At 35.6% G+C, this 17,022-nt stretch carries 9 protein-coding genes; all 9 read left to right on the top strand.

Annotated features, from left to right (window positions below):
- Position 1: 1 nt before the first annotated feature.
- The 9 genes from K8B81_RS01690 (at position 2) to K8B81_RS01650 (ending at position 16,980) form a co-directional block, all read left to right on the top strand.
- Entirely contained in the window at positions 2-1,822 is a 1,821-nt protein-coding gene (locus tag K8B81_RS01690) for a metallophosphoesterase family protein (RefSeq protein WP_223678407.1), read from the top strand.
- A 52-nt stretch (positions 1,823-1,874) separates the two neighbouring features.
- Complete coding sequence (locus K8B81_RS01685; RefSeq protein ID WP_223678406.1) at positions 1,875-5,912, top strand: hybrid sensor histidine kinase/response regulator; 4,038 nt, start codon at positions 1,875-1,877, stop codon at positions 5,910-5,912.
- Positions 5,913-6,155: 243 nt separating this feature from the next.
- Positions 6,156-7,028 carry an inositol oxygenase gene (locus tag K8B81_RS01680; protein ID WP_223678405.1) on the top strand — a complete coding sequence of 291 codons (873 nt, stop codon included), beginning with the start codon at positions 6,156-6,158 and terminating at the stop codon, positions 7,026-7,028.
- Positions 7,029-7,169: 141 nt separating this feature from the next.
- A complete protein-coding gene (locus tag K8B81_RS01675) occupies positions 7,170-10,310 on the top strand; it encodes a glycoside hydrolase family 2 TIM barrel-domain containing protein (protein ID WP_223678404.1) in 3,141 nt (1,046 codons plus the stop codon).
- Between the two features lie 228 nt (positions 10,311-10,538).
- Positions 10,539-11,687: an acyltransferase family protein gene (locus K8B81_RS01670; protein ID WP_223678403.1), complete on the top strand. Its 1,149-nt coding sequence runs from the start codon at positions 10,539-10,541 to the stop codon at positions 11,685-11,687.
- 56 nt (positions 11,688-11,743) lie between these two features.
- Complete coding sequence (locus K8B81_RS01665) at positions 11,744-13,381, top strand: sodium/sugar symporter (RefSeq protein WP_223678402.1); 1,638 nt, start codon at positions 11,744-11,746, stop codon at positions 13,379-13,381.
- 43 nt (positions 13,382-13,424) lie between these two features.
- Complete coding sequence (locus K8B81_RS01660; protein ID WP_223678401.1) at positions 13,425-14,240, top strand: SDR family oxidoreductase; 816 nt, start codon at positions 13,425-13,427, stop codon at positions 14,238-14,240.
- A gap of 20 nt (positions 14,241-14,260) precedes the next feature.
- Entirely contained in the window at positions 14,261-15,436 is a 1,176-nt protein-coding gene (uxuA, locus tag K8B81_RS01655) for a mannonate dehydratase (RefSeq protein WP_223678642.1), read from the top strand.
- A 104-nt stretch (positions 15,437-15,540) separates the two neighbouring features.
- Positions 15,541-16,980 (top strand): glycoside hydrolase family 28 protein, encoded by a 1,440-nt coding sequence (locus K8B81_RS01650; protein WP_223678400.1) that lies wholly within the window; start codon positions 15,541-15,543, stop codon positions 16,978-16,980.
- The last annotated feature ends 42 nt before the right edge of the window (positions 16,981-17,022 follow it).

Genomic DNA, 17,022 nt, shown 5'->3' with positions numbered 1-17,022 from the left:
TATGTCTAAAATATTCATTTTTATACTGTTTTTTCTATCATTGTCAGCTTGTAAATCACAACAGACAAAAACAAAAGATGTACAGATTGCTTTCATAGCCGATGCACATTTACAGGATATTTTTGCAAAATTTGAAGACAATAATTATCAGGGAATCCAAAATCCTGAAACGGGAGAATATGCCAATATCAGGACGATGAATTCTCAATTGCATTCAACCCGAATATTCAACGAGAATTATTTCGCTTTTCTGCAAGCCTTAAATGACATTGCAAAAAGAGGTATTAAACAGGTTGCCCTTCCTGGAGATTTCAGTGATGATGGTCAGCCCGTACATGTAAGAGGACTGCGAAAAATTTTAGACGAATATTCCAAAAAATACGGCATATCTTTTTTTATAACTACCGGAAATCATGATGTTGTAAAACCTTTTGCTCAGGATGCCATTAAAACTGATTTTTTAGGAAAAGACGGTAAAGAACAAATTATCAGCAGTTCAAAAAACAACCTGCCTAAATATGAGCTGGAACCAATCATTACGGCTGATATTAAAAACTGGGGATATAAGGAAACCATAAGTGAAATGCAGGCTTTCGGGTTTTTTCCACAAAAAAACTATTTGTATTGGGAAACTCCTTTTTCAGATTATAACTATGAAGATTATAGTTATGAAAAAGCTTTGGCTGAATCAGATTTACAAAAAAGAAAGTATCCTGTAAAAAACACTAATTTATTTCTTACTGATGCGAGTTATCTCGTTGAACCTGTAAAAGGAGTATGGCTTCTGGCAATTGATGCCAATGCTTATGTTCCGAATGAGAAGCTTTCCGGTCTGCCAGATGATCCGCATGATTTTTCCGGTGCCAATATCGGGTACAACAATGTACTCATTTATAAAAATCATTTGATTGAATGGATAAAAAAGGTTGCTGCTGAAGCAAAACAAAAAGGAAAAACCCTGATTGCCTTCAGCCATTATCCGATGATTGATTTTAACGATGATGCATCTCCCGAATTAAAATCGCTATTTGGCTCCAATAAAATGCAGTTATCAAGGGTTCCAAATGAAGAAGTAGCCCAGATATTTGCCGATGCAGGAATTCAGGTTCATTTTGGCGGACATATGCACATCAATGACACAGGAATCCGGACTACTGCAAAAGGGAATACATTATTCAATATCCAGACTCCTTCTTTGGCTGCTTATATGCCAGGCTATAAAATACTTACAATACATCCGGATGCTGTTCTTGAAATAGAAACTGTGGTAATCAACAAAGTTTCAAAATTTAATAGTTTGTTTCCTTTATATAAACAGGAATATGCACATTTAGGGCAGATAAAAAAAACTGCTATTTGGAACAAAGAAATACTTAACACAAAAGATTATGAGGAATTTACAAAATGGCATTTAAAGGAATTAGTTAGGTTAAGATTTTTACCTGAAGATTTTCCTGTTGAATTTTCTACATCACTTTTAAAACTTTCAGGAGTGGATTTAGCGTATATAAATAAAAACAATGCTGAAGTTGAGGCAGCAATGAAAGCAAATTCTTTAAAAACAAAAGATTTTGAATCCTGGACAGGCTTTGATATGATTTTTGATTTCTACCGATTAAAAAATGCCGATGAGTTAGCCATTCCTGAGATAGGGGCCAATCGACTGAAACAATACAAAATAGTCTGCGCACAATTAGAAAAATCTAATGATGAAAAACTGGTTTTATGGGCAAAAATATTTCTGAAAACTATGAATGGGAAACCATCAAATCATTTTAAGATTAGCTTAAAAACCAATCAGATTGAACGCATATATCCTTAAATTTATTAACTTTATCTTAACCGAAACATAAGCAGTATTTATAATTCATTATATGAGAAAAAATTCTTTCATACTACTTCTCAGCTTCCTCTTTTTTTATAATGCAAATTCGCAGAATATAAAATTCACACATTATAATGACAACAATGGATTGTCTCATAATTCTGTTCGGCATATAGTACAGGATAAAAAAGGCTTTTTGTGGTTTGGAACTTTTTTTGGGTTAAACCGATTCGATGGTTATCAGTTCAAAAACTACTTGAGTTCCTCACCCGGCAATAACAGATTGTATAATGACGACATAACGGCACTAAGATTAGATGAATCTTCAAATCATTTATGGATCGGAACCAGAAAAGGGCTTACGCTTTTTAAAATGGATACGCATGCTTTTGTGACTTTCCTCCCTAAAAAAAATGACCCGAACAGTATTCCAGAAGGCGAAATCAGGTCTGTGTATGTTGATAAGTTCAAAAGAGTGTGGGTAGGGACTAAAAATCAGGGACTCTATATGTTCTTTTTGAAAGAAAACAGATTTGAAAAAATCCCAATTAAAGGTTTTGACTACGTAAAAGAAATATTTGAAGACAAAAAGGGAAATATCTGGGTTGGAAGTTATGATAAAGGGTCTGTTGCCAAAATTACTTTAGACAGCAAAGGGGCTATTATAAGAATGAACAACTACACACTTTTGGTACCTCATTCAAATGAGAAAAACCCGTACATCAATTTTATTTATGAAGATGCCAAAGCAGACATATTTGTCGGAACACGAAGAGGGCTTTATAAATTAAATAAGATGAACGATGAATTTGTAAATCTATATATTGAGAATAAAGAAATCAGAGGGAGTTTAGGACCTTATTTTTTATCAGTTGCCAAAGCTCCGGATGGTAAATATTGGGTGGGGACGCTTGGCGGATTATTAGTTTGCAAACAATTAGAAGACATTCAGAAAGGCGATTATAAATGGTATTATTCTATATTGTCTGATGATACTTCCATCGTGGATAATTTGGTTTCGGCCCTGTATTTTGATCGCTCAGGAGTTTTGTGGATTGGTACTGAAGATGGTCTTGACAAATTTGATCCGTATGAAAATCAATTTACACTCAATAAGGATATTTCCCGTTACATCGGCAATCAGGCGCCCCGCATACGAGGTTTTTCCAAAACGTATGATGGAAAAGTAATTGTGGCGACGAGTCATAACGGGCTTTTTATTTCAAATGCTAAAGGTTTTGTACCCTTATACAACAAATCGATTGATATATCCAGCATTTATTCTGAAGATGGCAAAACTTTTTATTGCGGACTCTGGGATGGCAGATTGATGGTGTATAATTACACTGCCAATGCATCACAAGAGGTGAATCTTGGTTTTGATACTTCGCCAATATTTGCTTTTGGAAAAATTGGAGCAGAATCTTTGATGATAGGTTCATTTGGTGAAGGAGCAGTTATATTAAATACAAAAACGCTTCAGGTTCAGACTTCAAAAGGAAAATTATTGCCTGGTTACCAAATCAACTCGATTGAAAAAGATCCTCAAAATAACGTATGGTTTGCTACAGAAACGGGTGTTGTAAAATACAATCCTGTTTCAGGTAAATTAGAAACCTACAAATCCCTTTCTAAAAGAGAAAATAGTATGACTAACGAAGATAACGTTAGTGATATTATGATTGACAAGAAAGGTAAAATATGGGCCTCAACACGTTTTGGATTGTGTATCTATGATGCTAAAAAGAACACATTTGCAACTATAAAAAACTTTAAAGAAACCTCAGGTATATGGATCACAGATATGTTATCTGATGCAAACGGAAATTTATGGCTCAATATCAACAATAATAGTATTGCCTGGGTGAAATCTGACCTGAAAGACATCAATATTTATCATGTAAACAGTGGTAACAGGCTGGATGTTTTTAGTTCAAGCGGCTTTTTCAATTTTAATGATTCTACAATTTTTCTTGGCGGTAAAAATGGTATCATAACATTTTCTACAAAAACCATGAAGAGAAATAACTGGTCACCAGAACCTGTTATCAGCGAATTCAAGATTCAGAACGAAGAGATTCTTCCTGAAATGGAAATTAATGGAGACATTCCGCTTTCACAGGATTTAAATTATGCCAAAAAAGTAGAACTGAGTTACAAAAACCGTAACTTCTCTCTTCAGTTTTCGACACCTTCGTTTGCCAATGAAAAACTAAATAAATTTCAGTATATGCTGGAAGGTTTTGACAAGCAATGGATTACGGCAAACAGTAACTCAAGAACAGTTCAATATACCAATCTCTATCCCGGGAAATATATTTTCAAAATAAAATCCAGTAACAGCGATGGTCATTGGAGCAAAGAAGTTTCCTATGAGATCAGGATACTGCCGCCGTTTTGGTTAACGCCAATATCTTTCTTACTGATTTTTATAGCACTGTTTTCCATTTTTTATTTTATAAGAAAAGAAATTAAAAACCGTATCCGTCTGAAACAGGAACTGCTTACCGAAAAAGTAAACAGGGAACATGATATTAAACTGAATAACGAAAAGCTTCGATTTTTTACCAACATTTCGCATGAGCTAAGAACGCCGTTAACGCTTATTTTAGGTCCGGCTAAGCAATTACTGGACGAAAACACTAATGCCAGCGATTATGAAAAAAGCAGGTACAATCTTATTTATCAAAATGCCAGCAGGCTTTTAAATCTGGTAAATCAGGTTCTTGATTTTAGGAAAGCACAGTCTGGCGAATTAAAGCTTAAGGTTACAAAAACGGATATTTTAAGCTACTCGAAAAACATTTTTGATTCTTTCAAGGAAATGGCTTTCAACAAAAAAATCAAGTTGAATTTTATTGCCGAAGCAGAATCTATTGAAGGCTGGATTGACAATGACAAGTATGATAAAATCCTGTACAATCTGTTATCCAATGCTTTGAAGTTTACCAATAAATACGGAAACGTAGATTTATTCATCAGGCTAAAAAAAAATACCGATGAAATTCTGGTTATTGAAGTGATAGATGATGGTATCGGAATCCCGCCGAAAAGCCAGGAAAAAATCTTCAAACGATTTTATCAGGCTTCTAATAGTAAGGCACATAATACGGGATCTGGTATTGGATTGTCATTGGTAAAATCATTAGTAGCCATTCATAAAGGATCTATTAGTGTAGAAAGTGCACTCGGAAAAGGAAGTACATTCAGGGTTGAAATTCCGATTGACCGGGTTTCTTATGAAACTAAGGAAGTGTTTGAATATGCTTTGAAAAATGATAATCTAAGCATGCTGATTCCGGAAAAAGCAGCAAAGAAAACAATTCAGAATACAGAACTGAAACAAAAAATACTGGTGATTGAGGATAATACAGAACTTAGAAAGTATCTGGTAGACTTTTTATCCGATTACTACAAAGTGTATGATGCCGAAAATGGAGAGGAAGGTCTTAAAATTTGCCGGCAAATTAAACCAATCTTATGCGTTGCCGATGTAATGATGCCGGTTATGGACGGACTCGAATTTTGTAAAGAGCTGAAGAATGACGAGTTTATCAGCCATATTCCGGTTGTACTGCTTACCGCACTTGGTGAAAATGTTGATAAGGTTAAAGGATACGAAATAGGCGCTGATGGGTATCTGGTAAAGCCTTTTGAACCTACATTATTGAAATCGGTTATAGAAAATGTTATTAAATCACGACTAGACCTTAAAGCAAAATTTTCCGGAGAAGTAGAAAGCAAAGTAAGCTTACTTACCCATTCACCAATTGACGAAGAATTTATGGAAAAAATCACTGCTTTAATCAATGAGAATCTCAGTGAATTAGATTTGTCAACGGAATTTTTGTGTGACAAACTGAGCGTAAGTTCGTCTAAATTATATCGAAAAATCAAAGAACTGACTGATCTCGCACCAAATGAATTTATTCGTACCATCCGTTTAAAAAAATCGGCCGAACTTTTAAAAACGAAAAAATATAATGTTTCTGAAGTCACGAATATGGTGGGATTTAATGATCCGTTATATTTCAGCAGATGCTTTAAAAAACAGTTTGGTTTTCCTCCAAGTAAACTTATCAATTAATATAAATTTCAATTTTTTAAATTCCAAATTCCAACTTAGTGTGCAGTTGGAATTTGGAATTTATTTTTTAAATACTCTGAAAATGAGAATTTGGAATTTCAGTAAAGGAATTTTGATTTTTTCGAAATTACATATGTATTATTCTTACATATTTAAATTCTATCCATGTTTTTGATGTATTAGTCCATTTTGAAATCTATAGGTAATTCTATTTTTGTCTTATAACTTTTAATTTATAATCGCATGAAAAAGCATATAGACACAGATAATCCGTTGCATAATTTAGATGAATGGGAAGATGATTTGTTATTACGCTATCCGGATCCATCTGAACCTGTAAAAGAAAAAGAGGAGTTTAGAAATTATGTAGATTCTGAAAGGGTAGAAACGGTTAGGGAATTTTACAGAATAAATCATACGTATCAGACTTACGATTTTGTTTGCAGCAAAGAGCAGGAATTTTTACAGTTCAATAAAAAACAAATGTCCATTTGGGAAGCAGTAGATTTTTTAAACACACTTGTTGACGATAGCGACCCGGATATTGATTTGGACCAGACGCAGCATCTATTGCAGACTTCAGAAGCAATTAGGGCTGATGGTCATCCGGACTGGTTTGTACTTACCGGATTTATACATGATTTGGGTAAAATTTTATGTTTATTCGGAGAACCACAATGGGCTGTAGTAGGGGATACTTTTCCTGTAGGTTGTGCCTATTCAGATAAAATTGTGTATTCTGAGTTTTTCAAAGACAATCCTGATTATACAGATGAAAGGTTTAATACTAAATTTGGGGTTTATACTGAAAATTGCGGACTGGATAATGTAAAAATGAGCTGGGGGCATGATGAATATTTGTACCAGATCATGAAAGATTATTTGCCTGAGCCTGCTTTGTATATGATTCGCTACCATTCTTTTTATTCGCAGCATAAAGAAAATGCTTATGCACATTTAATGAATGAAAAAGATATCGAAATGTTTGACTGGGTAAGAAAATTTAATCCATACGATTTATACACAAAAGCGCCAGTTAAACCGGACGTAAAAGCATTATTGCCATATTACAAAGAATTAGTAGCTAAATATTTGCCGGAAAAATTAAATTTTTAAAGTAGATACTTAACCATTTGGGAGTAATTAGTTTTTCTCTACACAAAAAACACTCGAACTGACGTTTTTAATAGTTACACCCAACTGCTTAGGTACTTAATATTTTGTTATTCTTTCAACGGAAGTTTTAAAATTAATTAAATGCAAAAAATCAAAACGAAAATATTTTTGTTTGGTCTGTTAGTGATTTTTGTTTCAGGTGCTGTAGGACAGGAAAAAGACAGAAATGACTGGGAGAATCCAGAGGTGTTTCAGATTAACAGAGAACCGGCACGAGCGTCTTTTCTCCCTTATGCAGACGAACCATCTGCCATAAGCGATAAATATGAAAATTCACCATGGTATTTTTCCCTGAATGGTAAATGGAAATTTTCCTGGTCCCCAACACCCGATCAAAGACCAAAAGACTTTTACAAAACAGATTTCAGCACGCTGCACTGGAACGAGCTTCAGGTGCCGTCGAACTGGGAACTGCACGGTTATGGTGTACCAATTTATACCAATATTACCTATCCTTTCGAAAAAAATCCGCCATTTATCAATCATTGGGATAATCCGGTAGGTTCTTATAAAAGAGGTTTTATACTTCCTGATAACTGGAAAGGAAGACATGTATATCTTCATTTTGAAGCAGGAACGTCAGCAATGTACATTTGGGTAAACGGTGAAAAAGTAGGATATACGGAAAACACTAAAAGTCCGGCTGAATTTGATATTTCGAAATACCTGAAACCAGGCAAAAATGATCTTGCTGTAGAAGTTTACAGATGGAGTGATGGTTCTTATCTGGAAGATCAGGATATGTGGCGACTTTCTGGTATAGACAGAAATGTGTATTTGTATAGTACCAATGATATTCGAATTGCTGATTTTTTTGCAAAACCTGATTTGGATTCCAATTACAAAAACGGAAGCCTGAGTGTTGAAGTAAGTTTAAAAAATCTGACTTCTTCGGCTGTAAACAATCAAAAATTAATAGCTAAACTGGTTGATGCATCAGGCATAACTGTTTTCGTTAAAGAATTGCCGATAAATTTTGCTGCGAATAAAACACAAACAATTAATTTTTCTCAAAAAGTTTCAGCTCCAAAATTATGGAGCAGTGAAAATCCTAATTTGTATACTTTAGTTTTGACGCTTAAAAATGCAAAAGGCAATATTATAGAGACAACTTCTACCCAGATTGGCTTTAGAAAAGTAGAATTAAAAGGAGGACAATTATTGGTTAACGGAGTCAGATTAATGGTTCATGGAGTTAACATTCATGAGCACAATCCTGAAACCGGACATTATCAGGATGAAGCGACTATGATGAAAGATATTAAGATGATGAAACAGCTTAATATTAATTCTGTTCGCTGCAGCCATTATCCGAATAATATTTTATGGGTAAAACTTTGTAACAAATACGGCTTATTTCTGGTGGATGAAGCCAATATCGAAAGCCACGGAATGGGAGTTGAGGGACAGCCTCTAAAGTGGATGAACCCAAAAACGAATCCGGGTTATCTTCCGGAATGGAGAGAAGCGCATCTGGACAGAATTTATAGTCTGGTAGAAAGAGATAAGAATGCACCATCAGTAATTATCTGGTCATTAGGTAACGAAAGTGCGAACGGACCTGTATTTCACGAAGCATACAAATGGATAAAAAAGAGAGACAATACCCGTTTGGTTCAGTTTGAGCAGGCTAAAGAAAACGAAAATACCGATATCGTGTGTCCAATGTATCCGACAATAGAACACATGAAGGAATATGCGGCACGTAAAGAAGTTACACGCCCGTATATCATGTGTGAGTATTCGCATGCAATGGGTAACAGCAGCGGAAATTTTCAGGAATACTGGGATATTATCCGCGGAAGCAAAAACATGCAGGGCGGTTTTATCTGGGACTGGGTAGATCAGGGCTTTAAGAGAGAAGATGAAGCTGGCCGGGAATACTGGGCTTATGGAGGAGACATGGGCAGTCAGAATTATCTTAATGACGAAAATTTCTGCCACAATGGATTGGTTTATGCAGACAGAAAGCCGCATCCCGGAGCTTTTGAAGTAAAAAAAGTATATCAGGATATTTTATTTAAAGCCGTTGATATCAAAAACGGAATCATTGAAATTAATAACGACTTCGGATTTACAAACCTTAATAAATACAACTTTAGATATGAAGTTTTAGAAAACGGAAAAGTAATTAAAGAAGGAAATTTTAATGTCGCTTTAGATCCTAAAACGAAAAAACAATTTAAAATTGATTTACCAAAATTTGAATCAAAAGAAGGAACTGAATATTTATTGAATGTTTTTGCTACAACAAAAACAGGTTCAGAATTACTGCCAGAGAATTTTGAAATTGCCAAAGAGCAATTTGTTATCGAAGACGGGAAATACTTTACAAATTCTGAAAAAGTAAATACGGCAAAAGTTCAGGATGAAAAAGATGAGTTTGTTTTGACGTCAGATGATACTACAGTTAAAATCAGCAACAAAACCGGATTGATTTCGTATTACAGTATAAAAGGTGAGGAATATTTTAAAGAATATCCGGAACCAAATTTCTGGAGAGCACCGACGGATAATGATATCGGAAATAAAATGCAGATTCGAACGAATGTCTGGAGAACTGCCGGAAAAAATACCTCATTAGAAAGTATTCAGCAAATTGAAGAAGCCGGAAAAAAATATATCGTTGCGAAATTAAAACTAAACGATGTTGCATCAGATTACACGATCAAATATGCATTAAGGATTGATGGTGCTTTGGAAATTCAGGCGGCTTATAAAAAAGGTAATAATCCGGTTCCGGAGTTGCCACGTTTTGGTATGATTTTCACTTTGAAAAATACATTAGAAAACCTGAATTATTACGGAAGGGGACCTTTAGAAAATTATCCTGACAGAAAAACAGCATCACTAAAAGGAATTTACACTAGTAAAGTTGCAGATCAATACGTGCCTTACACACGCCCTCAGGAAAATGGATATAAAACAGATGTTCGCTGGTTTTCACTTTTAGACAATAGAGGAAAAGGCCTCGAAATAAAAGGGCTTCAGCCTTTAGGAATCAGTACACTGAATAATTATCCGGCTGATTTTGATGGTGGAATTTCTAAAAAAAATATTCACTCCAGTGATATTACGCCAAGAGATGAAGTTGTGGTTTGCGTTGACTTAACCCAAAGAGGGTTAGGAGGTGACAACAGCTGGGGATTGCCACCGCATCCACAATATCAACTGACACAAAATGAATATAGTTACGGTTTTGTTATTAAACCAATAAAATAATAACCGAAATAATTTAAGTACATTAAATCTTTGCCCCGTTTAATGCTTAAATATTTCACTTTACATTCGATCACGTTCGTTTTATATGAACGTGGTTGTTGTAAAAAAAAGACTTCTATGCTTTTGTAAAGAATGTTATAAACCAATAATTACACATAAAAAAGAACAATAAGTTGGTCCTCACCGAAGGAATCAGCAGGTAAAATATGCTTTAAAAATAAATCCGGTATGAACAAAATTACTACAAATAACAGATTAATTTCTTTAGACGTTCTAAGAGGATTTGTTATGTTTTGGATTATGAGCGGCGAACACATTATTCACGCTTTGGCCAAAGCTGCCCCAATCCCGGTTTTTGTATGGATGTCCTCACAAATGCATCATACAGACTGGGATGGTATTACATTTTATGATATGATCTTCCCTGTTTTTTTATTCGTTGCAGGGGTTTCAATGCCGTATTCCTTCGATAAAAAAATCAAGCTGGCAGGAGTGACGGAACCAAGTGAACTTCCATCAAAAGAAAAGAAAAAAATATACCTTTCCATGCTAAAAAGGACTTGCATCCTGATATTCCTTGGATTTGTAGTCAACGGATTATTGCGTTTTGACGGATATGAACAAACGCGTTTTGCCAGTGTATTAGGGCGTATCGGGATCGCCTGGTTTTTTGCAGGACTGATTTATTTAAACTTTGATTTGAAGAAACAAATCATCTGGTTTACAGGAATTCTGATTGGTTATTATTTAGCCATGAAATTAATACCAGTCCCGGGCTTTGGAGCAGGCAATTTAACAGCAGAGGGTTCACTGGAAGGATACATTGACCGACTTTTTCTTCCGGGAAGACTCCATAGTATAGTATATGACCCTGAAGGGATATTCTCGACAATACCGGCTGTTTCAACAGCTTTGTTGGGAGTATTTTTAGGGACATTTTTAAAATCAGAACACGCTTATTATACCATAAAAAACAAAATAGTAATTATGACCGGTTCAGCTATTGTGCTGATTATAATAGGCCTTCTTTGGGATTTTGATTTCCCAATTAACAAGCACTTATGGACAAGTTCGTTTGTTTGTTTTGTTGGTGGCTTCAGTATTTTGTTTTTCCTGTTTTTTTATATATTAATAGATGTATTAGGCTTTAAAAAGTGGGCATTTCCACTCATTTTAATTGGTTCAAATTCTATTTTAATTTATATGGCTTCTGAAGGTCTGGTTAATTTTAAGCACACCGCAGATTATGTATTTGGGGGACTTATTAAATTTGGGCCACTTGTATGGCAGCCCGTATTTGTAACCATATCAGTAACATTTGTACAGCTCATTTTACTTTACTTTTTATATAAGAAAAAATGGTTTTTAAAAATCTAAACCAAATCATTACCAAAAACTAACAACCACTAACTATCAACCAAAAAAACTTCATTATGAATACTTTACAAAGTGCAGACTATATTGTTTTTCTTATCTATTTTGTAATTGTCACTTCCTACGGGATGTACATTTACAGAAGCAAGAAAAATGCTACGACCAGTTCCAATGATTATTTTCTGGCTGAAGGCTCGCTTACCTGGTGGGCTATTGGGGCTTCATTAATTGCCTCTAATATTTCGGCTGAACATTTTATCGGAATGAGTGGTTCGGGTTTTGCCATCGGACTGGCGATTGCTTCTTACGAATGGATGTCGGCTGCAACGTTGATTGTAGTTGCTATGTTTATTTTACCAGTTTATCTTAAAAATAAGATATTTACGATGCCACAGTTTTTGGCAAAAAGATACAATGGGACCGTGAGTACCATAATGGCTATAATCTGGCTGTTGATATATGTATTCGTAAACCTGACTTCTATAATTTACTTAGGCGCTTTAGCCATTTCATCTATAGCACCTGTAAGTTTTCAGTTTTGTGTGATTGCATTAAGTTTATTCTCAATCATCGTAACTTTAGGCGGAATGAAAGTAATTGGATATACGGATATGTTTCAGGTAATAGTATTGATTCTGGGCGGTTTGGTAACAACTTATTTAGCATTAACCTTATTATCAGAGCAGTTTGGTTATGGAAAAGATATTCTAAAAGGACTTTCAGTTATAGCCGACGAGGCTCCGGGACATTTACACATGATTCTGGACAAATCAAACCCACACTATGCTGAATTACCAGGAATGTCTGTGTTGGTTGGAGGAATGCTGATCAATAATCTGGCGTATTGGGGCTGTAATCAGTACATCGTTCAGAGGGCTTTGGGAGCCGATTTAAAAACAGCACGAAAAGGAATTTTATTTGCCGCTTTTTTAAAACTATTAGTGCCTATTATTGCCGTTTTGCCTGGCATTGCCATGTATGTAATGCATCAAAACGGAATGTTTCAGCATGAAATGGTAGATGCAACCGGAGTTTTAAAACCGGATCACGCATACCCAACCTTAATGAATTTATTGCCGGCCGGATTAAAAGGAGTAGCACTGGCCGCTTTAACAGCAGCAATTGTAGCATCTTTGGCTGGTAAAGCCAATAGTATTTCGACCATTTTTTCTTTAGATATTTATAAAAAATATTTTAACCGTGAAGCATCAGAAAAAAAATTGGTGCTTACAGGAAGAGGCTCTGTAGTGGTTTGTATGATAATTGCAGCTGTTGTAGCACCTCAGTTAAAATCATTAGATCAGGCATATCAGTTTATACAGGAATATGTTGGTTTCTTCTCGCCTGGTGTTTTGGCGATCTTTTTATTGGGAATGTTCTGGAAGAAAACCACACCAGCAGCAGGACTTGCCGGGGCATTATTTACAGTGCCTATTGCCGCAGTATTAAAATTTCTGCCAATGTGGACAAACGGTGCTTTTCCGGATTACCCATTTTTAGACAGAATGACAATTTCTTTCTTCGCCATAGTACTATTGATGGTAACAATCAGTCTTTTAAAACCGTCATCAGAAGAGCAGCAGAAATCTCATAATATAGAGGTAGATACAGCAATGTTCAAAGTATCTTCTGAATTCATCATCGGTTCGTTTATTATTAGCGGAATTCTGGTAGCATTATACACCGTATTTTGGTAATAATTTGCAAACAAAAATTTATCATAATTTAAAACACAAAAGAGTGAGTACAGTTTTTTCATTACAGGGAAAAGTAATTATAGTAACCGGCGCCACCGGAATATTAGGTGAAGCTTTTATTAACAAAATAGCCGATGCAGGCGGAATTGTAGGTGTGTTAGGCCGAAATGAAAAAGTGGCCCATGAAAGAGTTGATAACATTATAAAAAATGGAGGTGAAGCCATCGCCTTGATCGCCGATGTTACCAATGAGCAGGATCTTATAAAGGCGCGTGAAATGATGCTTGCCAAATACGGAAAAATAGACGGACTGGTAAACGCAGCCGGCGGAAATATGCCTGATGCAGTTGTGCAGCCAGGACAAGATGTTTTTCAGTTAAATATTGAGGCACTCCAGCAGGTAATGAACCTGAATCTGTTTGGAACTATTTTGCCGACTCAGGTTTTTGGCGAGGCGATAAAAAATACGGGGAACGGAAGCGTTGTAAACATTTCATCTGTTTCATCAGATCATGCTTTGACAAGAGTTTTGGGCTATAGTCTGGCTAAATCGGCTATTGATTCTTATACCAGATGGTTTTCGGTTGAACTAGCCAATAGATTTGGAGATAAAATACGTATGAATTCTATTGTTCCAGGCTTTTTCTTAACGGAACAAAACAGAAGGCTTTTGGCCAATGAAGACGGAAGCCTTACCGAAAGAGGCAATCTGATTATTCAAAACACACCTTTCAGTCGTTTTGGAAATCCTGACGAATTGATTGGAGCTCTGATTTGGCTGTTAAGTGATGCTTCAAAATTTGTTACAGGATCAAAAGTAACTTTAGATGGAGGATTTTCTGCTTTTAGCGGAGTTTAAAAAAAGATTTATTTATGAAAATGACACAAACCTGGAGATGGTTCGGACCGAATGATCCGGTTACATTGCAAGATATAAAACAGACAGGAGCTGTTGGAATTGTTACGGCGCTTCATCATATTCCGAATGGAGAAGTCTGGACTGTGGACGAAATCAGTAAACGAAAAAGTGAAATTGAAAACAGCGGATTAATCTGGTCTGTTGTAGAATCTGTGCCGGTTCATGAAAATATCAAAACCCAGACAGGCAATTATAAAGTTTACATCGAAAATTACAAGCAAAGCATCCGGAATCTGGCAAGCTGCGGCATTTCGGTGGTGTGTTATAATTTCATGCCAGTTTTAGACTGGACAAGGACTGATTTGGCTTTTGAAGTAGAAGATGGTTCAAAAGCATTACGTTTTGATACAGCTGCTTTTGCTGCTTTCGATCTTTATTTACTGAAAAGACCAAATGCAGAAAATGACTATTCTGAAATACAAAAAAATAAAGCCAAAGACTATTTGGACAAATTGGCTGATGAAGAAAAAACAAAGCTCATAAAAAACATCATTGCCGGTCTGCCTGGAGCAGAAGAAGGTTATACGCTGGAACAATTTCAAAAAACTTTAGACACTTACGAAGGTATTGATGCTGTAAAGTTAAAAGAACATTTGGTTTCTTTCTTAAAGGAAATCATACCTGTTGCTGAGGAAAATAAGGTTTTAATGTGTATTCATCCTGATGATCCGCCTTACCAGATATTAGGTTTGCCAAGAGTGGTTAGTACTGAAGCTGATTTTGATTATTTATCAAAAGAAGTTCCCAGCAGAAATAACGGAATCACATTTTGTACCGGTTCACTTGGTGTCATTCCGGAAAACAATCTGGAACAAATGTTCAGGAAATTTGCTGACAGAGTACACTTTATACATTTAAGAAGTACACAAAGAGATGATGAAGGTAATTTTTATGAAGCCAATCATCTGGAAGGTAATGTAGATATGTTTGCCGTGGTTAAAGAAATATTGATTGAGCAAAAAAGAAGACTGGCAGAAGGAAGAAAAGATACAGCAATTCCGATGAGACCGGATCACGGACATCAGATGCTGGATGATTTACATAAAAAAACAAATCCAGGCTATTCTGCTATCGGAAGATTAAGAGGATTGGCTGAATTACGTGGACTGGAAGAAGGAATTATTCGTTCGATGTAATACGCATTTTGTCATTCCGTAGGAATCTCAAGATTAAATAGAATAAAATTTTAGATTCCTACGGAATGACAAACATTTTTTGATAGTTATAAAAAATAAAACCAATGAAAAAAAAATCAATAATCACCGTAATCATTTTTTGTGTTTCACTAACTGCAATCGCGCAAAAAGTCTATGATGTTAAAAAATATGGAGCAAAAGGAGATGGTAAAACGAATGATGCTGCTGCCATTCAAAAAGCTATTGATGCCTGCAGCAAAACCGGAGGACGGGTTTTGATGCCGGCTCCTTTTACATTCCTGACCGGGCCTTTTAATGTAAAATCCAATGTGGATCTGCATATTGAAGGAGGTGCTAAAATTTTGGCAAGTCCTGATGAAAAATTATATACGGAAAGCGCCTTCCGCGAAAACAAAGGCGAGGGAACTATTTGGATTGGCGGGAAAAATATTGAGAATTTTAGCATTAGCGGAAGCGGTAAAATTGATGGAAACGGAATCTCTTTTATGGGAGCGGAGGAAGATGATGCTTATATACTAAAACCTTTCAATATCCTCGATCCACGTCCTCATGTTTTGACTATTATAGGGGGGAAGAATATCAGAATTAAAGATGCTCACATCGGTAATTCTGCTTACTGGACAATTCATTTGGTAGGTTGTAATGATGTGGTCATTAGCGGTATTACGTTGTTGAACAGTTTGAAAGTCCGAAATAGCGATGGCATCGATTTAGACCATTGCAAAAATGTACGTATTAGTGATTGTTATATAGAAAGCGGCGATGATTGTATTTGTTTGAAAAATAGAAGGGAATTTGAAGAATTTGGAGCTTGCGAAAACATAACGGTTACCAATTGCACGATGACGAGCAGCAGTTGTGCGATTAAAATTGGTTCAGAAAACATGGATGCCATCAGACAGGTGGTTTTCAATAATTGCATTATCAAAAAAAGTAATCGTGGAGTCGGGATTCAGAATCGCGATGAAGGAACCGTAAGTGATGTTATTTTTTCAAATATGATTATCGAAGGCCAGCTCACTACTGATACCTGGTGGGGAAAAGCTGAACCTATTTATGTAACAGCGTACAGTCGCGCAAACGGAAACCATAAAGATGCCAACTGGCGTTTTCCAAAAGGAGCGACGGAAGGGAAAGTAGGTGCAATTAGCAATATTTATTTCACCAATATTCAGTGTTTTGGAGAAAACGGGGTGTATGTAAGCGGAGAAACAAAGGACAAAATTAAAAACATTGTTTTTGAAGGAGTGAATGTTTTTATTGATAAAACATCAAATTTCCCTGGAGGGATTTACGATCGTCGTCCATCAAAAATGGATGGTTTCATAAAAGGCAGTACATCAGGATTTTATTTTGATACGGCTGAAAACATAAAAGTTCAGAATTGCGCTGTCAACTGGGGCAAAAACAAACCGGATTATTTTAAATATGCCATCGAAAGCAAAAATGTTGATATTTTAAAGGTGAATAATTTAGATGGTGAAGCTGCTTTTCCTCAGAAATATGAGGCCGTAAAAAAATAATAATTCAAATTATTGCTTCAAAACCGGGGTTTTAAAAGAAAC

Origin of the sequence: Flavobacterium hibisci (assembly GCF_020026925.1) — a bacterium.
GTDB classification, from domain to species: Bacteria; Bacteroidota; Bacteroidia; order Flavobacteriales; family Flavobacteriaceae; genus Flavobacterium; species Flavobacterium hibisci.
The sequence above is the reverse complement of the archived record's forward strand: the minus strand, read 5'-3'. Positions and strand labels throughout refer to the sequence as shown.